General features: G+C 69.8%; 26 protein-coding genes, 1 tRNA gene and 1 other RNA gene. 13 read left to right on the top strand and 15 right to left on the bottom strand.

The features are described 5' to 3' along the window. Positions 1–34: 34 nt before the first annotated feature. From ACPEH2_RS03625 to corA, 7 genes are all read left to right on the top strand, one after another. Positions 35–958, top strand: coding sequence for an ABC transporter substrate-binding protein (locus ACPEH2_RS03625; protein ID WP_359917612.1), 924 nt, complete (start codon positions 35–37; stop codon positions 956–958). Between the two features lie 3 nt (positions 959–961). Beyond that, positions 962–1,747, top strand: a complete 786-nt coding sequence (locus ACPEH2_RS03620; RefSeq protein WP_253034225.1) for a glycosyltransferase family A protein — start codon at positions 962–964, stop codon at positions 1,745–1,747. Then, positions 1,744–2,562, top strand: coding sequence for an endonuclease/exonuclease/phosphatase family protein (locus ACPEH2_RS03615; protein WP_359917609.1), 819 nt, complete (start codon positions 1,744–1,746; stop codon positions 2,560–2,562). The genes ACPEH2_RS03620 and ACPEH2_RS03615 overlap by 4 nt, the downstream gene beginning before the upstream one ends. Then, on the top strand, positions 2,559–3,161 hold the full coding sequence (locus tag ACPEH2_RS03610) for a hypothetical protein (RefSeq protein WP_217530119.1): 603 nt from the start codon (positions 2,559–2,561) through the stop codon (positions 3,159–3,161). The genes ACPEH2_RS03615 and ACPEH2_RS03610 overlap by 4 nt, the downstream gene beginning before the upstream one ends. Further along, on the top strand, positions 3,149–3,361 hold the full coding sequence (locus tag ACPEH2_RS03605; protein WP_064001895.1) for a DUF2945 domain-containing protein: 213 nt from the start codon (positions 3,149–3,151) through the stop codon (positions 3,359–3,361). The genes ACPEH2_RS03610 and ACPEH2_RS03605 overlap by 13 nt, the downstream gene beginning before the upstream one ends. Positions 3,362–3,617: 256 nt before the next feature. Next, on the top strand, positions 3,618–3,998 hold the full coding sequence (locus tag ACPEH2_RS03600) for a hypothetical protein (protein WP_359917607.1): 381 nt from the start codon (positions 3,618–3,620) through the stop codon (positions 3,996–3,998). Between the two features lie 68 nt (positions 3,999–4,066). Next, positions 4,067–5,065 (top strand): magnesium/cobalt transporter CorA, encoded by a 999-nt coding sequence (corA, locus tag ACPEH2_RS03595; RefSeq protein ID WP_359917604.1) that lies wholly within the window; start codon positions 4,067–4,069, stop codon positions 5,063–5,065. A 66-nt stretch (positions 5,066–5,131) separates the two neighbouring features. On the opposite strand, the gene ACPEH2_RS03590 is transcribed toward corA, so the two are convergent. Continuing rightward, a tRNA-Lys gene (locus ACPEH2_RS03590) sits at positions 5,132–5,204 on the bottom strand. A 115-nt stretch (positions 5,205–5,319) separates the two neighbouring features. Here ACPEH2_RS03590 and ACPEH2_RS03585 point away from each other — a divergent pair. Next, positions 5,320–6,144 (top strand): inositol monophosphatase family protein, encoded by an 825-nt coding sequence (locus ACPEH2_RS03585; protein WP_423718277.1) that lies wholly within the window; start codon positions 5,320–5,322, stop codon positions 6,142–6,144. After that, positions 6,141–6,713, top strand: a complete 573-nt coding sequence (locus ACPEH2_RS03580; protein WP_253034220.1) for a hypothetical protein — start codon at positions 6,141–6,143, stop codon at positions 6,711–6,713. Before ACPEH2_RS03585 ends, ACPEH2_RS03580 begins: the two co-directional genes overlap by 4 nt. A gap of 60 nt (positions 6,714–6,773) precedes the next feature. Here ACPEH2_RS03580 and ssrA read toward each other — a convergent pair. Both ssrA and ACPEH2_RS03570 read right to left on the bottom strand, forming a co-directional pair. Continuing rightward, positions 6,774–7,146: a transfer-messenger RNA gene (gene ssrA, locus ACPEH2_RS03575) on the bottom strand. Between the two features lie 101 nt (positions 7,147–7,247). After that, positions 7,248–7,658: an NUDIX hydrolase gene (locus ACPEH2_RS03570; RefSeq protein WP_253034219.1), complete on the bottom strand. Its 411-nt coding sequence runs from the start codon at positions 7,656–7,658 to the stop codon at positions 7,248–7,250. 47 nt (positions 7,659–7,705) lie between these two features. Here ACPEH2_RS03570 and ACPEH2_RS03565 point away from each other — a divergent pair, with 47 nt between their 5' ends. Together ACPEH2_RS03565 and ACPEH2_RS03560 are read left to right on the top strand one after the other, a co-directional pair. Then, positions 7,706–9,175 (top strand): SDR family NAD(P)-dependent oxidoreductase, encoded by a 1,470-nt coding sequence (locus ACPEH2_RS03565; protein ID WP_423718276.1) that lies wholly within the window; start codon positions 7,706–7,708, stop codon positions 9,173–9,175. Then, positions 9,172–9,390, top strand: a complete 219-nt coding sequence (locus tag ACPEH2_RS03560) for a hypothetical protein (protein ID WP_359917598.1) — start codon at positions 9,172–9,174, stop codon at positions 9,388–9,390. The genes ACPEH2_RS03565 and ACPEH2_RS03560 overlap by 4 nt, the downstream gene beginning before the upstream one ends. Positions 9,391–9,393: 3 nt before the next feature. On the opposite strand, the gene smpB is transcribed toward ACPEH2_RS03560, so the two are convergent. The 8 genes from smpB to prfB all read right to left on the bottom strand — a co-directional run bounded on the left by smpB (position 9,394) and on the right by prfB (position 15,896). Further along, positions 9,394–9,870: an SsrA-binding protein SmpB gene (gene smpB / locus ACPEH2_RS03555; protein WP_064001887.1), complete on the bottom strand. Its 477-nt coding sequence runs from the start codon at positions 9,868–9,870 to the stop codon at positions 9,394–9,396. Positions 9,871–9,935: 65 nt separating this feature from the next. Continuing rightward, positions 9,936–10,850 (bottom strand): permease-like cell division protein FtsX, encoded by a 915-nt coding sequence (gene ftsX / locus ACPEH2_RS03550; protein ID WP_217530131.1) that lies wholly within the window; start codon positions 10,848–10,850, stop codon positions 9,936–9,938. Next, on the bottom strand, positions 10,847–11,911 hold the full coding sequence (ftsE, locus tag ACPEH2_RS03545) for a cell division ATP-binding protein FtsE (protein WP_217530133.1): 1,065 nt from the start codon (positions 11,909–11,911) through the stop codon (positions 10,847–10,849). Before ftsE ends, ftsX begins: the two co-directional genes overlap by 4 nt. A gap of 57 nt (positions 11,912–11,968) precedes the next feature. Continuing rightward, on the bottom strand, positions 11,969–12,727 hold the full coding sequence (locus ACPEH2_RS03540) for an anti-sigma factor (protein ID WP_217530135.1): 759 nt from the start codon (positions 12,725–12,727) through the stop codon (positions 11,969–11,971). Beyond that, positions 12,714–13,298 (bottom strand): RNA polymerase sigma factor, encoded by a 585-nt coding sequence (locus ACPEH2_RS03535; protein ID WP_217530137.1) that lies wholly within the window; start codon positions 13,296–13,298, stop codon positions 12,714–12,716. The genes ACPEH2_RS03540 and ACPEH2_RS03535 overlap by 14 nt, the downstream gene beginning before the upstream one ends. After that, on the bottom strand, positions 13,295–13,750 hold the full coding sequence (locus tag ACPEH2_RS03530) for a class F sortase (RefSeq protein WP_359917593.1): 456 nt from the start codon (positions 13,748–13,750) through the stop codon (positions 13,295–13,297). Before ACPEH2_RS03530 ends, ACPEH2_RS03535 begins: the two co-directional genes overlap by 4 nt. A 94-nt stretch (positions 13,751–13,844) precedes the next feature. Next, on the bottom strand, positions 13,845–14,666 hold the full coding sequence (locus ACPEH2_RS03525) for a DUF4397 domain-containing protein (protein ID WP_423718272.1): 822 nt from the start codon (positions 14,664–14,666) through the stop codon (positions 13,845–13,847). A 117-nt stretch (positions 14,667–14,783) separates the two neighbouring features. Next, on the bottom strand, positions 14,784–15,896 hold the full coding sequence (gene prfB / locus ACPEH2_RS03520; protein ID WP_064001880.1) for a peptide chain release factor 2: 1,113 nt from the start codon (positions 15,894–15,896) through the stop codon (positions 14,784–14,786). A gap of 26 nt (positions 15,897–15,922) precedes the next feature. Here prfB and ACPEH2_RS03515 point away from each other — a divergent pair, with 26 nt between their 5' ends. After that, positions 15,923–17,203 (top strand): MFS transporter, encoded by a 1,281-nt coding sequence (locus ACPEH2_RS03515; RefSeq protein ID WP_359917590.1) that lies wholly within the window; start codon positions 15,923–15,925, stop codon positions 17,201–17,203. Next, the gene (locus ACPEH2_RS03510; RefSeq protein ID WP_359917587.1) at positions 17,200–17,613 is read left to right on the top strand and encodes a hypothetical protein; all 414 of its coding nucleotides are present in this window, start codon (positions 17,200–17,202) and stop codon (positions 17,611–17,613) included. Before ACPEH2_RS03515 ends, ACPEH2_RS03510 begins: the two co-directional genes overlap by 4 nt. Positions 17,614–17,638: 25 nt before the next feature. Here the strand turns inward: ACPEH2_RS03510 and ACPEH2_RS03505 are convergent, their stop codons facing one another. The 4 genes from ACPEH2_RS03505 to ACPEH2_RS03490 are packed head-to-tail and all read right to left on the bottom strand — an operon-like array spanning position 17,639 to position 19,100. Beyond that, positions 17,639–17,842 carry a hypothetical protein gene (locus tag ACPEH2_RS03505; RefSeq protein WP_217530147.1) on the bottom strand — a complete coding sequence of 68 codons (204 nt, stop codon included), beginning with the start codon at positions 17,840–17,842 and terminating at the stop codon, positions 17,639–17,641. A gap of 22 nt (positions 17,843–17,864) precedes the next feature. After that, positions 17,865–18,272 (bottom strand): pilus assembly protein TadG-related protein, encoded by a 408-nt coding sequence (locus ACPEH2_RS03500; RefSeq protein WP_217530149.1) that lies wholly within the window; start codon positions 18,270–18,272, stop codon positions 17,865–17,867. Continuing rightward, on the bottom strand, positions 18,269–18,736 hold the full coding sequence (locus ACPEH2_RS03495) for a TadE/TadG family type IV pilus assembly protein (protein ID WP_359917582.1): 468 nt from the start codon (positions 18,734–18,736) through the stop codon (positions 18,269–18,271). The genes ACPEH2_RS03500 and ACPEH2_RS03495 overlap by 4 nt, the downstream gene beginning before the upstream one ends. After that, positions 18,711–19,100, bottom strand: coding sequence for a TadE/TadG family type IV pilus assembly protein (locus ACPEH2_RS03490; protein WP_217530153.1), 390 nt, complete (start codon positions 19,098–19,100; stop codon positions 18,711–18,713). Before ACPEH2_RS03490 ends, ACPEH2_RS03495 begins: the two co-directional genes overlap by 26 nt. Positions 19,101–19,107: the final 7 nt, after the last annotated feature.

Below are 19,107 nucleotides of genomic sequence, written 5' to 3'. Positions count from 1 at the left end.
AGCAGCACGACCCCTATCCCACCCGGAGGCACCCATGTCCATCACCCGCACACGCATCCTGCCCGCCCTCGGCCTCGCCGCCGTCGCCGCCCTCGCACTCTCGGCCTGCGGGTCGAGCGAGTCCCTGCAAGGCGGCGGATCGGGCGGCAACGGCGGCAACGGCGGAGGCGAGGAGTCGTCGACGATCGTGATCGGTTCGCAGCAGTACTACTCGAACGAGATCATCGCCGAGATCTACGCCCAGGCTCTCGAAGCCGCCGACTTCACCGTCGAGCGCAACTTCTCCATCGGCCAGCGCGACGCCTACATGCCCTCGCTCGAGGACGGATCGATCAACCTCTTCCCGGAGTACACCGGCAACCTGCTGCAGTACTTCGACAAGGACGCCACGGCTACGACGCCCGACGATGTCTACGCCGCGCTGCAGGACGCCCTCCCGGACGGTCTGACCGCGCTCGACTACTCGCCGGCGACCGACCAGGACTCGTACAACGTGACCGCGGCCTTCGCCTCCGAGAACGACCTCACCGAGATCGGCGACCTCGCCGGCATCGACGGGCTGAAGCTCGGCGGCGCGCCTGAGCTGGAACAGCGTCCCTACGGCCCCACCGGGCTCAAGGACGTCTACGGCGTGGATGTCGCTTTCGAGGCGACCGCCGACACCACCGTCGACGAGCTCGTCGCCGGCAACATCCAGGTCGCCAACGTGTTCAGCGCCGACCCGCGCATCAAGACCGATGACCTCGTGACCCTCGAAGACCCGAAAGGCCTCTTCCTCGCGTCCAACGTCGTGCCGATCGCGAGCTCGGACATCTCGGACGAGATCGCCGACGTGATCAACGAGGTCAGCGCCGCGATGTCGCCCGAGGAGCTCGTCGCGATGAACGTCGAGTCCTCCGTCGACCAGCGGAACACCGAGGACATCGCGAAGGACTGGATCGCCGACAACCTGAGCTGATCCGTGCGCACCGAGGGCCCGCGGGCCGCCGCATCCGTCTCCGTCGTCATCCCTGTGAAGGACGACGCGGACGAGCTGCGACGCTGTCTGCGGGCCCTCGCTCTGCAGACGAAGCGGCCCGATCAGATCATCGTCGTGGACAACATGTCCTCCGATGAGTCCGCAGAGGTCGCCCGCTCGGCGGGCGCCGACGTGATCCACTGCGACCGGCCCGGCATACCGGCTGCGGCAGCCGCCGGCTACGACGCGGCGTCGGCCGACCTCATCCTCCGACTGGACGCGGACTGCGTTCCGGCGGGGTCGTGGGTCGCTGCCATGAGCAGCGCGGCCGACGCGCACCCCGAGGCCTCCGTGTTCGCCGGGGGCGCGCGGTTCGTGGACGGACCCCGCCCGCTGCGGACGCCGCTGGCGAGCGTCTACCTCGGCGCGTACGCGATCGTCCTGCTCCCCGTCCTCGGCCACGTCCCGCTGTTCGGCTCCAACCTCGGTCTGCGGCGCGACGCCTGGCGGCGCGTCAGCAGCAGCGTCCACCGGGACGATCCCGAGGTGCACGACGACCTCGACCTGTCGTTCCACCTCGGCGAGCACCACCGCATCCGCCTCGTCCCCGGCGCCGCGATGGGGATCTCGATGCGGCCCTTCACCTCCGCATCCGCGTTCCGTCGGCGGGTGCGCCGCGGCGTCCGCACCGTCGTGATCCACTGGCCCGCGAGCTTCCCGCCGGTCCGCTGGGCGCGTCTCGCGATGCGACGCGCGGGCTCCGCGGTCGCTCGGCGGGTGACCCGGTGAACCGCCTCCTCGGCGCCGTGGAGGCTCCGCTCCTCCACATGATGACGCTGAACGTGCGTCGTCCGATGCCCTCTCTGCTCTCTTCGCCGTCGGATCGCTGGGCACGCCGCCGCCCCGCCCTCGTGTCGATGCTCCGGCGGGAGAGCCCCAGCATCATGTGCACCCAGGAGGTCCTCCCCGGTCCCGCGGCGGAGATCGCCGCCGCCCTCGGACCGTCGTTCGCGCGGATCGGCGTGGGGCGTCGACGAGGCGGGCGCGGGGAGGGCTGTCCCGTGTTCTTCGATCGAGACCGGCTCGAACCGCTCCACCACCGCCAACGCGCCCTGTCGGACACACCCGACGTCCTCGGCACCCGGTCCTGGGGCAACCTCGTGCCCCGCATCGTCACGGTCGGCGTCTTCCGCGACCGCACCACCGGTGCACGCTTCGCCGTCGTCAACACGCACCTCGACCCCTTCTCCGCGCGGTCCCGGATGCGCGGGGTGGAGGCCATCCGCACCGAGGTGCGCGGCACCGGGCTCCCGACCCTCGTCTTCGGCGACATGAACAGCGGCGCCGAGTCCGATGCACTCCGCGCCCTGCGCGCCGGCGATCTGCTGACGGACACGTGGACGGTCGCCGCGGCGAGGGTGACCCCCGCCTGGGGCACGTACGCGGGCTACCGCGCACCCGTCCGCGACGGCAAGCGGATCGACGTGATCCTCGCAACGTCGGACATCGAGGTCGAACGGGTCGGGATAGACGCGCGAACCGAGGACGGGATCGCGCCGAGCGACCACCTGGCCGTCCATGCCGCTGTCGAGGTGCCGCGATGAGGGAGGACTTCCTGCGCCCGCCGGCGTCGCCGGCGGAATGGGCGGCTGACGGCATCCGTCTCCTCGGCCTGATCAGCGTCCTGGCCGCCTTCGTCTGGTGGACTCCGACGGATGCCGGGATCCTCGCACTCGCACTGCCCGCCCTCCTCGTCCCGCGCCTGCTCGGTGTGCTTCCGTGGTTCGACGTCCTCTACGGAGTGACCGTCAGCGTCGCCGCGTGGAGCAACGTCCTCGACCTGTACCGGTCGATCGCGTGGTGGGATCTCGTCGTGCACTTCGTGGCGACGGGCATCATCGCGTCGATCGGGTACGTCGCCCTGCAGCGATCCGGCGTCCTCCCAGACCGGCCCCGGCGGCGCACCGCGATCGTCCTCCTGCCGACTGTCGGGCTCGCCATCAGTGCGATCTGGGAGATGGTCGAGTGGCTCGGGAAGACGTTCGTGGACTCCGAGATCTTCGTCACCTACCCGGACACCATCGGGGACATGGCCGTGGGAGGGGCGGGCGCCCTCCTGATGGGGCTCGTCCTCGCACGGATCCGCATCGACCGAGCCGCGAGTCACGCGGCGGACAGGAAGGACGCATCATGGCAGCGTTGAAGAAGGGCGACCGGGTCAGCTGGAACACCTCCCAGGGTCGCACCCACGGCACGATCGTCGAGCGGAAGACGAAGGACTTCACCTTCGACGGGCAGGACTTCACCGCGTCCAGCGACGAGCCCGCCTACATCGTGGAGTCCGAGAAGACCGGGGCGAAGGCCGCGCACAAGGGCTCCGCGCTGTCGAAGCTCTCCTCCTGAGGCGGAGCCGGCGGGGAATTCTCCCCATGGACCGGCCCTCGGGCGATTCCTATCCTCGGACCAGGAGGTGGCGCGATGGGCATGATGTTGCCGAACGACCTCGTGTGGGTCATGGAGAAGCTCGGCTTCGAATGGCCGGACATCGACGAAGACGAGGTGCGCAGGGTCACCCCTCCTTCTACAACCAACCCGGTCAGGTCTTCACCCGCGTCCCCAGCGCGGAGATGCCCCCGATCTCGTGAGCCGAAGGAGAGTCATGTCCACTGATCCGACGACGGAACTCATCCGTGCGATCGTCACGAACATGCAGGGCGCGCGCGACGACTGGAAGTCGCTGGCGATGGTGATCAGCCTCGGCGGGGGGCGACTGAGCGAGACGTCGGGCTACGCCTACTCCCCGGACGGAACCGTCTCGGCGGTAGCCTCACGCCCCTCGCAGATCAAGCCCGCCGTCGACGCCTACCTCGCCGACCGCTACCCCGAGGGCGCTGAGCTGCCCGCGAAGTTCCTGGTGCAGTTCGACCGCGACGCCAAGGCGTACGAGATCACCTTCGAGGACGCCGACCCGATGCGATGGAAGGTGACGCCCGACAACGTCGAGGCGATACGGCAGGAGCTCAAGCCGAACCTCGGCTGACTCCCGGCCCGTCCGCGCACCGCGGCGCGGCGCGGCATCCTCCCTCCTCGACCGCGGAGAATCGACCCATGCCCATCGTCGACAACGCCGTGTACGTGGACGGCCGCCGGATCCAGGATCCGGTGAACCTCAGCGAGACCTTCGAGCACATGCGCGACCACCACGGCATGGCGTGGATCGGTCTCTACCGCCCGACCGAGGAGGAAGTCGCCGCCGTCGCCACGGAGTTCTCCCTGCACCCGCTCGCCGTCGAGGACGCCCTCGCCGGGCATCAGCGCGCCAAGCTCGAGCGGTACGGCGACGTGCTGTTCACGGTGCTGCGACCGGCGCGGTACGACGACACGACGGATTCGGTGGACTTCGGGGAGCTGCATGTCTTCGTCGGTCCCGAGTTCGTGGTGACGATCCGGCACGCGGACTCGCCGGACCTCACGCAGGTACGGACGAGGATGGAGCACCAGCCGGAACTGCTGCGCATGGGTCCGGAGGCGGTCCTGTACGCCATCCTCGATCAGGTGGTGGACGAGTACTCCCCGGTGCTCGCCGGGGTCGAGAACGACATCGACGAGATCGAGGAGACGCTGTTCAGCGGATCGGATGCCGGGCTGTCGCAGCGCATCTACACGCTGGCGCGCGAGGTGATCGCCCTGCACAAGTCGACGCTCCCGCTCGACGACATGCTGCAGCGGCTGCTGCAGGGGTCCGAGAAGTACAAGGTCGACATCGAGTTGCAGCGCTCGCTGCGGGACGTCCTGGACCACGTCATCCGCCTCAACGAGCGCATCGTGGCGTTCCGTTCGATCCTCGACAACGCCCTGACCGTCCATTCCACGCTCGTCACCCAGCGGCAGACCGACACCTCGCTCGAACAGAACGAGCAGGTCAAGAAGATCTCGGGGTGGGCGGCGATCCTGTTCGGGCCGACTCTGGTCGGCACGGTCTACGGGATGAACTTCGATCACATGCCCGAGTTGCACTGGACCTTCGGGTACCCGATGGCCCTCGGCTTGATGGTCGCGAGCTCGGTCGTGCTCTATGCGGTCTTCAAGCGCAAGAAGTGGCTCTGACCGGGACATCCGACACTGCAGAAGCAGAAGGCCCCGGTCACTGGCGAGAGTGACCGGGGCCGTCCGTGCACCCCCTGGGACTCGAACCCAGAACCCACTGATTAAGAGTCAGTTGCTCTGCCGATTGAGCTAGAGGTGCGTGATTCGAAGAACTCGAACCGAGGGTCAACACTAGCATCACGATCGGCTGCTCCGCCAATCGAGACGCCCTCGGCACTCATGAGGGCGCCAGGCGCAGCACGTATCCTGGAGCCGTGACGCCTCTGCCCTCCGCGACGGACTGGACCGCCCCCTTCGAGGGCGACCTGACGGATGATCTCGCTCTCGCCCTGCGCCTCGCGGATGCCGCGGACCGCGTCGCGATGGAGCGTTTCGACGCGCCGGACCTCGACGTCCGCACGAAGGCCGACGCGACGCACGTCACCGAGGCGGACCTCGCGACCGAGCGTGCCATCCGCGACCTGCTCGCGGCGGAGCGACCCGCCGACGGTGTCTTCGGGGAGGAGTTCGGCACGAGCGGCCACGGATCGCGGCAGTGGATCATCGACCCGATCGACGGCACGGCGAACTACCTGAAGGGCATCCCGATGTGGGCAACCCTGATCTCGCTCGTCGTAGACGGCGTGCCGCGGGTCGGCGTGGTCAGCCAGCCGGCCATTTCGCGTCGCTGGTGGGGCGCCACGGGCGCCGGTGCGTGGACCCGCACCGCCGACGGCGCGACCCGCCGCATCCGCACCTCCGACGTCGCGTCGCTCTCCGACGCGAGCATCAGCTTCCAGAGCATCGCGCAGTGGGATGCCGAGGGTCGCGCGGACGACCTGCTGCGCCTCTCGCGCGCCGTGTGGCGCGACCGCGGCTACGGCGACGCCTGGCCCTACATGCTGCTCGCCGAGGGCCGTCTGGAGTTCGTCGCCGAGTTCGGGGTCCGCGAGTACGACATCGCCGCGCACGTGCCGATCATCCTCGAGGCCGGCGGCCGCTTCACCGACATCCACGGGGCCGAACGGCTCGATGCACTGTCGTCGCTCGCGACCAACGGCATCCTCCACGACGAGTTCCTCGGGATGCTCGGCGCGTGAGGTCCGCGCGACACGGGACGCGCCTCGCCGCCGCGGTGGCGGCGAGCGGCCTCACGGTGCTCCTCGCCACGGCGTGCAGTCCCACGCCGGGACAGGTCGCAGGGACGGCGGCGGCTCCCGCCCCGGGCGCCTCCGCACCCGCGGCATCCGCCCCACCGACCATCGATCCGGCAGACGTGACGTGCGAGAACATGCTCTCGCCCGAGACCGTGGACGCGTTCACGGCGACGGGATGGACGGTCCGCGAGGATCCGTTCGTGATCCTGGACCTCGAGCTCCCCGAGGGCACTGCGTGCACCTGGGGCGACTTCAGCTCCCCCACCAACGACGACCTCGTCCTCTTCGGGTGGTCCCCGATCTCCCAGGCCGATGCCGACGCGACCGAGGCGGCGCTCGAGGCGGAGGGATGGCTGCGCGAGGACGACGACGCCGGCGTGATCATCACCGAGGACCCGGATGCGGCGCTCCGCGTGGACGAGCAGGGGTACGGCGTCACCTACCTCTTCGGCGACGGCTGGGTGAAGGTCTCGGACACCCGGCAGGGCCTGGATCTCATCGAGCTCGGCTGACGCACGACGAAGCCCCCGGCATCCGTACGGACACCGGGGGCTTCACTCCGTGACAACGGTTCGTGGAGATGGGGGGAATCGAACCCCCGTCCATCGCTGAGAGACGGCGTCTTCTCCGGGCGCAGTCTGTAAAAGGCGTTCTGCTCGGCTCCGACCTTCAGTACAGACACATAAGTCGACGAGCCCAGCCTGAAGAAAGTCCCGCGTGACGCTCAGGCGACGTCACGCAGCGAGATCCCTTAGATGACGCCAGGGACCGCGAGGGGATCACTCACGGACTGACGGACTCGGGCTCGCTGCTTACGCAGCGAGGGCGAAGTCGGACTGCTTCTTTTCGGCAGTTATTGGTTCGCAGAGATCGTTAACGAGATAACCCTGCATCCTCGGCCCGCTTCCCGCAGAGTCACAGGCGATGTCGAAACCGATCATCCCCGGGACGCCTGACGGCGTGTGGACCGTTGTCACACTGTGGAGTTCTTCTGTCTCGGATGCCGGAGCGTCCGAGCATCCCAGACTACCACCCGGACGGCCGGCTCAGTCCAAGAGGAAGTAGTCGCGCGCGAGCGGCGCGACCTCCAGCGCCTGCGCCTCCGCCTCGCCGACCCATCGGAGTTCGGCGATCTCCGCCGCGGCGCGCGGCTCCTGGCGACCGAGCGGAACGTCGAACACGTCCGCGACCACCGTGTGCCCGGCCTCATTCGCTGCCGCCGCCCGGAAGACACCCCGGGATCGGAGGTCGTCGACGGCGACGTCGACGCCGAGTTCCTCGCGCAGCTCCCGGACGAGCGTCTCGGCCGGGCCCTCCCCCGTCTCGGGCTTGCCGCCGGGCTGCATGAAGGCCGTCGTGCCCGTCTTGCGGACCAGCAGGAGCCGTCCGGAGGCGTCGCGGATGACGGCGGCCGAGACCCGGATCGAGCGGTCGGAGGCGTCGTCGGAGGCGGTCACGCCTGAACGCTAACAGGCTCGGCATCCGACTCGACGTACAATCTCGTGTGCTTCCCGACACTCTCTCGTCCGACACGGCGATCGATCCCGCCGATCTCGCCACCACTCTCCGGGTGCTCGCGGCCCTCCCCTCTCTCCCCCGGACGCACCCCGACTTCATTGCTGTCCGGCAAGCGAGCGCAGCGATGTTCAAGGCGGCGAAGAAGGAACGGCGCCGCGAGATCCGTGAGGCCGTCGCGACCGCCGACCGCGAGGTCGTCCACGCGACGGCGACGGGAGCGCCGGACCGCATCGACGACGAGACGCGCGGCATCCCCATCGCCACCCGCACCGCCGCCCCCATCGCGGGCGCCCTCAAGAAGGCGCGCGGCTGCTACATCTGCAAGCAGCCGTACACGATCGTCGACGCCTTCTATCACCAGCTCTGCCCCGACTGCGCGGCCCTCAGCCACGAGAAGCGGGATGCCCGGACCGACCTCACCGGCCGACGGGCGCTCCTCACGGGTGGGCGCGCGAAGATCGGCATGTACATCGCGCTGCGCCTGCTGCGCGACGGCGCCCACACCACCATCACGACGCGGTTCCCGCGGGATGCCGTGCGTCGGTTCCGCGCGCTGCCGGACTCGGCCGAGTGGATCGACCGGTTGAAGATCGTCGGCATCGATCTGCGCGACCCGGCGCAGGTGATCGCCCTCGCCGACGACGTCGCCGCTGCGGGCCCGCTCGACGTGCTCATCAACAACGCGACGCAGACGGTTCGCCGCTCCCCCGGCGCCTACCAACCGCTCGTCGACGCCGAACTCGCACCGCTCCCCGACGGCCCGCTGCCCGAACTCGTCACCTTCGGGCACACCAACGACCGGCACCCCGAGGCCCTCGAGCGGTCGGTGAGCGCGCACCCGATCCTCGCCGCGGCGGCCGATCGCGCCGACGTGCTCACGCGGGAGGCGATGGCCGCCGGGTCGACGTCGCTCGACCGTCTCGCCGCAGGGACGGCGATCGACGCCGGCGGTCTGATCCCCGACCTCGATCACACGAACTCCTGGGTGCAGCGCGTCGAGGAGGTGGATCCGCTCGAGATGCTCGAGGTACAGCTCGCGAACACGACGGCACCGTTCCTCCTCGTGTCCAAGCTCCGGCCCTCGCTCGCCGCGAGCCCCGCCCGGCGGACCTACATCGTCAACGTCAGCGCGATGGAGGGTGTCTTCGAACGCGGGTACAAGGGCCCCGGGCATCCGCACACGAACATGGCGAAAGCCGCGGTCAACATGCTGACCCGGACGAGCGCCCGCGAGATGTTCGAGAGCGACGGCATCCTCATGACGAGCGTCGACACCGGATGGATCACGGACGAGCGGCCGCACCCCACGAAGGTGCGCCTCGCGGAGGAGGGGTTCCACGCCCCGCTGGACCTCGTCGACGGCGCCGCTCGCGTCTACGACCCCATCGTGCGTGGCGAAGCCGGCGAGGACCTCTTCGGCGTCTTCCTCAAGGATTACGCGCCGGGCCGCTGGTGATCGCGTTCCCCGCTCCCGGGACCCGCGTGGTGGTGCGCTATCTCCTGCCCGACGGGCGGGCGACGGACGCCCTCGGCGAGCTCGTGTCGGTCGAACCCGACGTGATCGTCGTCGACGGCAAGCGCGGGCTCGAACGCATCGGCCGCACGGCGGTCATCGCCGCGAAGGCGGTTCCGCCGCCCCCGGAACCGCGGCCACGGCGGCCAACGGCCTGAGGGTCACTCCCCCAGACGGTTGCGGCTGCGCATGGCGCGCTCGGCCTCGCGCTTGTCTTCGCGTTCGCGGATCGTCTGACGCTTCTCGTACTCGCGCTTACCCTTCGCGACGGCGATCTCGACCTTCGCCCGCCCGTCCGAGAAGTACAGCTTGAGCGGGATGAGCGTGTAGCCGCCGGCGGCGACCGCGTGGGAGAGCTTGACGATCTCGTCCTTGTGCAGGAGCAGCTTGCGCGTGCGCTTGGCGGCGTGGTTCGTCCAGTGACCCTGTGAGTACTCCGGGATGTGCACGGCGTCGAGCCAGGCCTGGCCGCCGTCGATGAACGCGTAGCCGTCGCTCAGGTTCGCGCGCCCCTGGCGCAGCGACTTCACCTCGGTGCCGGTCAGCACGAGACCGGCCTCGTAGGTCTTCTCGATGGCGTACTCGTGGCGCGCGCGACGGTTGGTCGCGATGACCTGTTCCCCGCGTTCCCTGGGCATGATGACTCCTCGACGCGGCCGCGCTCCGCGCGCGACCGGCCTGCCAGTCTAACGGAGGCGTACGCTCAGGTGCGCAGCCATCGGCGGATGGCGAAGCTGGCCGACAGCGCCGCCAGCACGAGACCGAGAACCACGATCAGCGGGATGACCAGCAGCGCATCCCGTCCGTCGATCCACGTCGTCACGAAGTCGATCTCGTCGACGAGGAACCCGTGCACGCCGTACTGCACGCCGAGCCAGACGGCGACGCTGGCGAGTGCCGAGCCGATGAAGGCGGCGAAGACGCCCTCGAGGACGAACGGCGTCTGGATGAACCGGTTGGATGCCCCGACGAGACGCATGATGCCGAGTTCCTTGCGCCGCGCGTAGGCCGAGAGCCGGATGGTGGTGGCGATAAGGAGCACGGCCGCCACGAGCATGAGCCCGGCGATCCCCACCGCGAAGTAGGTCGCGATCGTGAGCGCCGAGAACAGCGGCTGCAGATACTCCATCTGGTCGGTCACCCCCTCGACGCCCTGCGTTCCCGAGAACGCCTCGTCGATGACATCCGTCTGCGTGGGATCCACGAGGTTGACCCAGTACGTCTCGTTCAACTGGGCCGGGGTGATGAAGTCCTTGTAGTCCTCGCCCATGAGGTCGAGGACGTTCTGGTAGGCCTCCTCGCGTGTCTCGAACCGGACGCTGCGGACGATGCCCTCGAGAGCCGGGCTCTCGAGCTTCTCCTTGACCGCGGCGAGCTGTTCGTCCGTCGCCTCGCCGTCGCTGCAGGTGGTCTCCGTCGACCCGTCGCGGCACATGAAGATCGCGACCTGGGCGCGCTCGGCCCAGTACCCCTGCATCTTGGCGATCTGCATCTGCATGAGCAGGGCGGCGCCCACGAACGTGAGCGACACGAAGGTGACGAGGATGACGGAGATCACCATCGACGCGTTGCGACGAAGACCCGTGAGGGCCTCGCCGAGGACCAGACGAACTCTCATGCGGTGGGCCCCACTTCGTCGTCGTCGCGGTGCCCGAGACCCAGACGGTCCGCTGCCCCGAGCCCGTCGATGTCGCCGAGGTCGATGTCGGCGGGGGCGATCGGGATGCCTCTGGTGCCCGTGTCCGGCTCGGACGCCGCTGCCCGGGCCGCGGCATCCGTCTGCACCTCGGTCACCGGGGGCGGGTCCTGCACGACGGGGACGGCGGGCAGCACCGTCTCGGGCTGCGGGGCGGGAGGCTCGATCGGGTCCGGGAGGGGCTCGACCGCCCCCGTGTCGCCGGTCGCGATCTGCTTCTGCAGTTCGAGGACGGCCGTGAGCGCCGCCGTGGCCGCCGCGCCCTTGACCGTCTCGGGCGTGAGGACGGGCAAGCCCGATGTGTCGCCGTAGCCGCCGTGGCGCTCGTCGCGCACGACCACGCCACCGCGCAGCTCGATGACGCGGCGCTGCATCTGGTCGACGAAGCCCGCCTCGTGGGTCGCCATCACGACGGTCGTACCGCCGGCGTTGATGCGGGCCAGCAACTGCATGATGTCGATGGAGGTTCCCGGGTCGAGGTTTCCGGTCGGCTCGTCGGCGAGCAGGATCTGCGGCCGATTGACGATGGCGCGCGCGATCGCGACACGCTGCTGCTCACCGCCTGAGAGCTCGTGCGGCAGGCGCTTCTCCTTGCCCGCCAGGCCCACCAGCGCGAGGGCTTCGGGGACGGACTGCTGGATGAACGCGCGGCTCGACCCGATGACCTGCAGCGAGAACGCGACGTTCTGGAAGACGGTCTTGTTCGGCAGCAGACGGAAGTCCTGGAAGACCGACCCGATGTGACGACGGAAGTAGGGGACCTTCCGCGTGCTCAGACCGCGCACATCGCGTCCGAGGACGACGACGCGACCGTCGGAGGCGGTGTCCTCGCGGAGGATGAGGCGTAGGCACGACGACTTCCCCGAGCCCGACGCGCCGACGAGGAACACGAACTCCCCGCGCTGGACGTCGAACTCGACGTCGCTGAGGGCGGGTTTGTTGGTGCCGCGGTACTTCTTGGAGACCTTTTCGAAGCGGATCATGGCCAGACGAGCCTAAGCGGCGGGGCCGCCGCTTCCGTCAGCGACACTCCCGCGCGCTCAGGGGGCTGACAGGGTTCCCCGGACGATCGAGTCGCCCGAGTGACCCGGATCCCCGTCGACGTCCTCCTGCGAGATGTCGACCACGGTGAACCGCGACAGGTCGACGTCGTCGGGGATGTCGAAGGAGCCCGAGCTGCCGTCGAGCACGCCGAGGCTGATCAGGTCGCTGGCGTCCGACGTGAGCAGCCACACCTCGCGGTAGCCGTCGTCGGGGACGGATGCCGTCAGGTCGACCACGACGCGGTCGTGACCGTCGACGCGCTCGAGCATCGCCTCGCCCTGGGCGCCCGCCCAGGTCGGGAAGCCGTCGAGCCGGGCCTCGGAGATGATCTCGGGACGCGGGGCGATGCCCCCGGCCATCCAGACGCCTGCCACGATCGCCACGACGGCGACGGCCGCTCCCGCCATCACGAAGAACACCGGGCGACGACTGACCCGCCGGCGACGTGCCACGTGCCGGGCCCCGGTCGACGGCGCCTCGGAGGGACGGGATGCCGGTTCGTCGGGCGTCGACTCCGGTGCGGTCGACGGCTCCGACGGCAGAGCGAGTTCGCTGCGGATGGACTCCCAGACGCGGTCGGGGGGCCTCAGGAGCTCCTCGCCGGTGCGGGTCGCCCGGCCTGCGGCGACCGCGCGCGCGAACGAGGCGACTTCGGCCGTGCAGTCCGCGCAGGAATCGAGGTGGTGCTGCTCGTCGGCGGACGGCTGCTCCCCCATCGCCAGGAGGGCGGCGACCTCGGGGTCAAGATGTGACATGGTGCGCCTCCGATCGGGTTCGCAGTCGGGTGAGACTTCGTCGGATGTGGCTTTTGACGGTGCCGAGCGGCATCCCCAGTCTGTCGGAGATCTGCTGGTGGGTCAGATCCTCGTAGAACGCCAGCGCCAGGACGGCACGGGCGTCGGGCTCGAGCTGGGCGACCTCGTCGGCCACGAGCATCGCGTCGGAGACGTCGTGTTCGGCGACCTGATCGGGGACGACCGCCTTCAACGCCTCCTCGAGACGTGCCGCGCGGGCACGGGCCTCGTGGGCGTCGGCGATGCGGCGACGCGCGATCGTGATGAGCCACGCGCCGAGAGGCGCCCCGTCCACGCGGTACGACGATCGGGAGGTCCATGCCGAGACGAACGTGCGCTGTGTGACGTCCTCCGCCTCGGTCGTGTCGCCGAGCGAGCGGACGGCGAGGGTGTACACGATGCGCGACCACCGGTCGTACATCGCCTTCACCGCGGTCTCGTCACCCGCCGCGAAACGCTCACCGAGGTGGGTGTCGTCGTCGACGGCCTGCTCCTTCCGTGCGGCGAGCCGAGGCGGGGCCGAGATGGTCACGACTGCGCCTTCGCAATGAGCACCACGTTATCGCTGTAGGTGCGGGTCTGCTGATCGAAATCACCACCGCAGGTGATGACCGCGAGGGTCCGCGGACCCTCACGGGTGAACAGGTCGTCCACGGGGAGCTCCGCGCGGGGGATGTACGTGACCGACTCGGTGACGTAGGTGGTGACCGTGCCGTCGGCATCCGTCACCGTCACCTCGTCGCCCTGCTTCGCTTCACGCAGTCTGGCGAGCGGTCCCACACCGTACTCCCGGTCGTCCACGTGGGCGGCGATCACGGTCGTGCCTTCGGCGTCGGCGGGGGCCTTGCCGAAGCGGTACCACCCCGCGATCGACGGACGTTCCGGGATCTCCATCTCGCCGGTGTCCTGCACCCCGACCGCCTCCACCGGCATGTCGACGTCCAACGACGAGATGGCGAGCCGCTCCGGTGCCGGAGCGCGCACGACGGCCTGCGGAGTGGCCGGAGCGACCGGGACGGAGACCTGCGGCGTGGGAGCCGCCGGTCGAGGGGAGACCGTCCCGGTCGCGCCCGAACCCTCAGCGGCGCGCAGCCGAGGTACGGGCGACGAGCACACCACCGGCGACGAGACCGGCGATGAGAGCGGCACCACCGGCGATCAGCCAGCCGTTCGGGCCGTTCTCGGCGACGAGGCCCGCCGAACCCGTGTTCACACCGTCGGGGCCGGAGTGCAGACCGTCGATGGTCTGCGTGGCCAGGGCGAGGTTGCCGTCCTCGGCCGAGCCCCAGGCGTAGGCGATCGTCAGGACGCCCTCCTGGACCTCGACGTCGGCCGGGCCGATGACCGGGTCGGTCGTGCCCTCGAGCGCGACGGCCGCGCTCACCGTGCCGGCGGGCAGGTCGAGCGACTCCTCGTTGGGGTTGGTGAGGCCGGTGATGACCGCTTCGCCGCCGGCGAGCACGTCGACCGCCGGAGCGGCGGCCACGTGGCGCACCGTCAGACGACCCTCACCGGCAGCGGTCTCGGAGGTGTCGTTCGTGAACAGGTTCGCAGTGGGGGTGCCCTCGGCGTCGAGGTGCGCGACCGCGGTGTAGTTCATGCCGGCCTCGAGGGTGAGGTCGATGGGGCCGAGGACCGGATCGGAGTCGTCGGTGGCGTCCGCGGCGGTCAGCGCGACCGAGTAGGTTCCGCCGGGAAGCTCGAGCGGACCGCCGAGGTCACCCGGCTGGAAGTCGTCGATCGTCAGGTCGCCGTTGACGTACACGTCGACGGGGGTGTCCGGGATCGCGTGGAGCACCGCGAGGTCGGCCGTGTCCGACGTGGCAGCGGATGCGGGGGCGAATGCAGCGAATGCCACGGCGCCACCGAGGGCGACGCCCGCAGAGAGTGTCTTGCGCATGGGAACTCCTTCTGATTCGGCGCGAGGTGTTCGCGCTTTGACAGGGGTATTCCCGCGGTCCACCGACTGTGGATGCAGGTGGATGAAGAAATCTCGAAGAGATTCCTCCGCGTCGACTCAGTCGTCGTCGTCCTTGCGCTTGCGCCAGCGGATGCCGGCCGCGATGAAGCCGTCGAGGTCGCCGTCGAACACGACCGCGGGGTTGCCCACCTCGTGTCCCGTGCGCAGGTCCTTCACGAGTTGCTGACCGTAGAGGAAGTACGAGCGCATCTGGTCGCCCCAGCTCGCGGTGATGGTGCCGGCGAGCTCCTTCTTCTTCGCCGCCTCCTCCTCCTTCTGCAGCAGCATGAGTCGGGTCTGCAGGACGCGCATCGCGGCCGCGCGGTTCTGGATCTGGCTCTTCTCGTTCTGCATCGAGACGACGATGCCCGTCGGGATGTGGGTCAGTCGCACGGCCGAGTCGGTTGTGTTGACCGACTGTCCGCCGGGCCCCGACGAGCGGAACACGTCGACGCGGATGTCGCCCTCGGGGATGTCGACCTCCTGGGCCTCCTCCATGACGGGGATCACCTCGACGGCGGCGAAGCTCGTCTGGCGCTTGTCGGCCGAGCCGAAGGGGCTGATCCGCGCGAGGCGGTGGGTGCCCGCCTCGACCGAGAGCGTGCCATACGCGTACGGCGCATCCACTTCGAAGGTGGCGGACTTGATCCCGGCGCCCTCGGCGTAGGAGGTGTCCATCACCTTGACGGGGTACTTGTGGCGTTCGGCCCAGCGCAGGTACATGCGCATGAGCATCTCGGCGAAGTCGGTGGCATCGTCGCCGCCGGCGCCGGAGCGGATCGTGACGACCGCCCCGCGGTCGTCGTACTCGCCGTCGAGGAGCGTCTGCACCTCGAGCTGGCTGATGACCTTCTCGAGGTCGGCGATCTCCCGGCGGGCCTCCTCGGCGGAGTCCTCGTCGTCCATCTCCTGCGCGAGCTCGACGAGCACCTCGAGGTCGTCGAGCCGCTGCTCCACCTCGGTGACGCGCTTGAGCTCGGACTGGCGGTGGCTGAGGGCGCTGGTGACCTTCTGTGCTTTCTCGACGTCGTCCCAGAGGTCGGGGGCGCCCGCCTCTTCGGACAGACGGGCGATCTCGGCGGAGAGAGCGTCGACGTCGACGACCGCCTTGATCTCACCGAAGGTGGAACGGAGGGCCTGGATGTCCGCAGACGGATCGAATTCAAGCATGACACTCCAGAGTAACGTGGATGGGGATGACCGACCGCCCCGACTCCCCCGCTGCTCGAGATGTGCTCTGGCGATTCGGCCCCATGGTCTATGCACCGACCGTCCTGTTCGCCATCGGCGAGGGTGCGGTCCTCCCCCTCATCCCGAGTCTCGCCGGCTCCCTCGGCGCCGACGTCGCCCTCTCGGCGCTGATCGCGTCGATGCTCGTCGTGGGCCAGCTCATCGGGAACCTCCCCGCCGGCTGGGCCGTCGCGCGCGTCGGCGAACGGGCCACGATGATCGCCGCGGGAGCCCTCGCCCTCGTGGTCTCCCTGACGGCAGCGCTCCTGCCGTCGCTGCCCGTGTTCGCCGGCGCCGTCTTCCTCATCGGGTTCTGCGCCGCGGCGTTCGGTTTGGCGCGGCACTCCTTCATGACGACGCGTGTGCCGGTGCTGTTCCGCGCCCGCGCCCTCTCGCTGCTCGGCGGCACGTTCCGGCTCGGCATGTTCACCGGCCCGTTCATCGCCGCCGCGCTCATCGGATTGTTCGGCGACGAGCGGGCGACCATCTGGTTCTTCGCCGTCTGCCTCGCGGCCCTCATCGTCCTCGTCACGGTCGGTCCCGATCCGGAGAAGCAGTTCGTCGCGCAGCCCGTGCACAGCCACGACGCCGAGGACTCGGGCGAGCCGGTGACGGGATCGATCCCGGTAGCCGAGCGCATCGGCGTGTTCCGGACGATGTGGCTGCACCGGCGGGTGCTCTCGCGCGTGGGACTCGCAGCGGCGTGCCTGTCGGCCGTGCGGTCGGCCCGTCAGGTGGTGCTGCCGCTGTGGGGTGTGTCGATCGGCCTCGACGCGCAGACGATCGCCCTCGTCGTCGGCATCTCCGGGGCGCTCGACTTCGCCCTCTTCTATGCGAGCGGCCAGGTCATGGACCGCTTCGGACGCCTCTGGGCCGCGCTGCCGGCGATGATCCTGATGGGCAGCGGCTTCCTCGCCCTCTCCGTGACCCACGACGGAGCGTCCGCCGAGATGTGGTTCGCGATGTTCGCCGCCGTCCTCGGCGTCGGGAACGGGTTGTCCAGCGGCATCCTCCTCACCATCGGTGCGGACCTCGCTCCCAAGGACGATCCCGCTACCTTCCTCGGGTCCTGGCGGACGCTGACGGATGCCGGTGGTGCCACGACCCCGCTGATCGTGACGGGCATCACCGCGATCTCGTCCCTGTCGTTCGCCGCCGGGGCGGTCGGTCTGATCGGCTTGCTGGGTGCCGTCGCCTTCGTGCGCTGGTTGCCCCGTTTCCTGCCGCACGTGGACCGCCGCCCATGACCAGCGACACGACGGCGATCGCGATGCGTCGGGGCGACCTCACGGTCCGCGCGAGCCTCACCTGGCGCCGGGAGGGGTGGCGCTACGCCGTCTCACTGTCGTCCGACGCCGTCGAGACGATCGAAGAGGTCGCCGATGACGCCTTCGAGGCGCTGTGCCGGGTTCGCGATCACCTCGAGCCGCGGGGCTGGCGCATCGGCGTCGTCGGTGCGCAGGCCGACGTGTGGCCGAGCGGGATGGCGCGAGACCAGGGCGGCGGGCTGCGCGCCTACCGGGTGGGTGAGGACCGCGTCGGCGACCTCGTCGACGTGTTCGCACCCGCCGATCCCGACACGGTCACGACCGTTGCGGCCCAGCGCGCCGAGACGGATCGGCGATTCGAGCTCATCCGCAGGGCTGCAGAAGGCTGATCGCCGCGCCGGCTCCCTCGGGCGATCACGGCTCCGGCTCCGCGACGAGGTTCCCCTCGTCGTCGATCCGCTGCACGACCCGCAGATCGCCGGGTGCGTGGTCGCCGCGTTCCTCGATCGCGTAGCTGCGATCACGAGGGGTGTACCGCACCGCGAATCGCGGGTCGGCCACCACCGTGCTCATCATCCGGCACGAGTGCGGGTCGGTGGCATCGGTCCCCGGAACCATGACGTCATCCTCGTCCATCGGTTCAGTCCAGCGAGGTGCGGCTCGTCGCGGTCGCATCGAGCACCACCCCCGCGGGGACGAAGATCGACGAGATCGGTGGATGCCACGTCGTCGACACCGTCACGCGCGCCGACACCCCGTCAGGGGTGGATGCCGAGACGAGCGCGACCTCGCCGTCCGCCGCGACCAGCGCCTCCGCCTGCTCCCGCACGCCGGCATCCGTCAGCTCCGCCCGCGGCTGATCCCCGTGCACCTCGAGCGTGAACCCGTCGGCGCCTGCGAGAGCCGCGGCATCCGCCGCCGCCTGCGTCCGCTTCTGCGCGAGGTACAGACTCGTCGCGTCGACGCAGACGAAGACGAGCACCAGCGCCAGGAGCGCGTAGCCGATCGTCAGGATCAGGATGCTGCCGTCCTCGTCGCGGGCTCTCATCCGTCCCTCCAGTAGCGCGAGACCTTCTGCACGGACGACGACTCGACGCCCACGCGGGTCGCCTCGTCGAGCCCGAGGACCGGCGGCACGAGCGGCAGCGGCACGGAGGCCGCGACCGTCACCCGGACGGTCTCGCCTGCGCCCGGGCACTCCGCCGGCCGGCCGACGCAGGAAACGTCCACGGCGAGCGTGTCCGCATCGATCTCGTACTCACGCACGAGAGAGTCGAGGACCGCCGCTGCCCGGGCGTCGGCATCCTGCACGCTCTCCGCTGACGCGACGGCGCGTGCGACATGCCGAGAGGCCGCCTCGACGCCCAGCGCGTGCGACTGGATGATCCCGAGGGTGACGATGAGGTAGACGATCGGGACGAGGAGGATGACACCGCCCACGATGAACTCGAGTGCGGCCGACCCGCGCTCGTCGCCGAGGAGGCGATCAGTCGAAGGTCTCCGCCGGGGCATGAACGGTCACCTCCCACCCGTGCGGCACGCCGAGGAGGCCGATGAGGGGCAGCCGTGTCGTCACGGTCACCGCGACGGTGTCGTACCCGAGCGCGGTCGATTCCGAAGCGGTGACACTCTCGACGAAACCGTCGCCCACGGCGCGCTCCACGACATCCCGGGCGCGCTGCGCCCCCGCCGCGGTCTCCACATCGGCGAGGGCCGCGTGGTACGCCCCCTCGACCGCCGCGTCGTGGACGACGTTGCGGACGTACACGGCGAGCCCCAGTTGCAGGACACCGAGGGTGAGCACGGTCAGCAGCACGCCGACGAGCACGAACTCGACCGGAGTCGAGCCGCGTTCATCGGAGAGCAGCCGGCGCACGTCGACG

Origin of the sequence: Microbacterium sp. NPDC064942 (genome assembly GCF_049545525.1) — a bacterium.
Taxonomy (GTDB): Bacteria; Actinomycetota; Actinomycetes; order Actinomycetales; family Microbacteriaceae; genus Microbacterium; species Microbacterium gawkjiense.
This window is presented reverse-complemented; position numbering and strand designations above follow the sequence as displayed.

Excerpts from the sequence above, each read along its gene's own strand:
- ACPEH2_RS03625 (WP_359917612.1), top strand. The coding sequence starts at position 35 with ATGTCCATCACCCGCACACGCATCCTGCCCGCCCTCGGCCTCGCCGCC.
- ACPEH2_RS03610 (WP_217530119.1), top strand. The coding sequence starts at position 2,559 with ATGAGGGAGGACTTCCTGCGCCCGCCGGCGTCGCCGGCGGAATGGGCG.
- ACPEH2_RS03605 (WP_064001895.1), top strand. The coding sequence starts at position 3,149 with ATGGCAGCGTTGAAGAAGGGCGACCGGGTCAGCTGGAACACCTCCCAG.
- ACPEH2_RS03600 (WP_359917607.1), top strand. The coding sequence starts at position 3,618 with ATGTCCACTGATCCGACGACGGAACTCATCCGTGCGATCGTCACGAAC.
- corA (WP_359917604.1), top strand. The coding sequence starts at position 4,067 with ATGCCCATCGTCGACAACGCCGTGTACGTGGACGGCCGCCGGATCCAG.
- smpB (WP_064001887.1), bottom strand. The coding sequence starts at position 9,870 with ATGCCCAGGGAACGCGGGGAACAGGTCATCGCGACCAACCGTCGCGCG.
- ftsX (WP_217530131.1), bottom strand. The coding sequence starts at position 10,850 with ATGAGAGTTCGTCTGGTCCTCGGCGAGGCCCTCACGGGTCTTCGTCGC.
- ftsE (WP_217530133.1), bottom strand. The coding sequence starts at position 11,911 with ATGATCCGCTTCGAAAAGGTCTCCAAGAAGTACCGCGGCACCAACAAA.
- ACPEH2_RS03540 (WP_217530135.1), bottom strand. The coding sequence starts at position 12,727 with ATGTCACATCTTGACCCCGAGGTCGCCGCCCTCCTGGCGATGGGGGAG.
- ACPEH2_RS03525 (WP_423718272.1), bottom strand. The coding sequence starts at position 14,666 with ATGCGCAAGACACTCTCTGCGGGCGTCGCCCTCGGTGGCGCCGTGGCA.
- prfB (WP_064001880.1), bottom strand. The coding sequence starts at position 15,896 with ATGCTTGAATTCGATCCGTCTGCGGACATCCAGGCCCTCCGTTCCACC.
- ACPEH2_RS03515 (WP_359917590.1), top strand. The coding sequence starts at position 15,923 with ATGACCGACCGCCCCGACTCCCCCGCTGCTCGAGATGTGCTCTGGCGA.
- ACPEH2_RS03510 (WP_359917587.1), top strand. The coding sequence starts at position 17,200 with ATGACCAGCGACACGACGGCGATCGCGATGCGTCGGGGCGACCTCACG.
- ACPEH2_RS03505 (WP_217530147.1), bottom strand. The coding sequence starts at position 17,842 with ATGGTTCCGGGGACCGATGCCACCGACCCGCACTCGTGCCGGATGATG.
- ACPEH2_RS03500 (WP_217530149.1), bottom strand. The coding sequence starts at position 18,272 with ATGAGAGCCCGCGACGAGGACGGCAGCATCCTGATCCTGACGATCGGC.
- ACPEH2_RS03495 (WP_359917582.1), bottom strand. The coding sequence starts at position 18,736 with ATGCCCCGGCGGAGACCTTCGACTGATCGCCTCCTCGGCGACGAGCGC.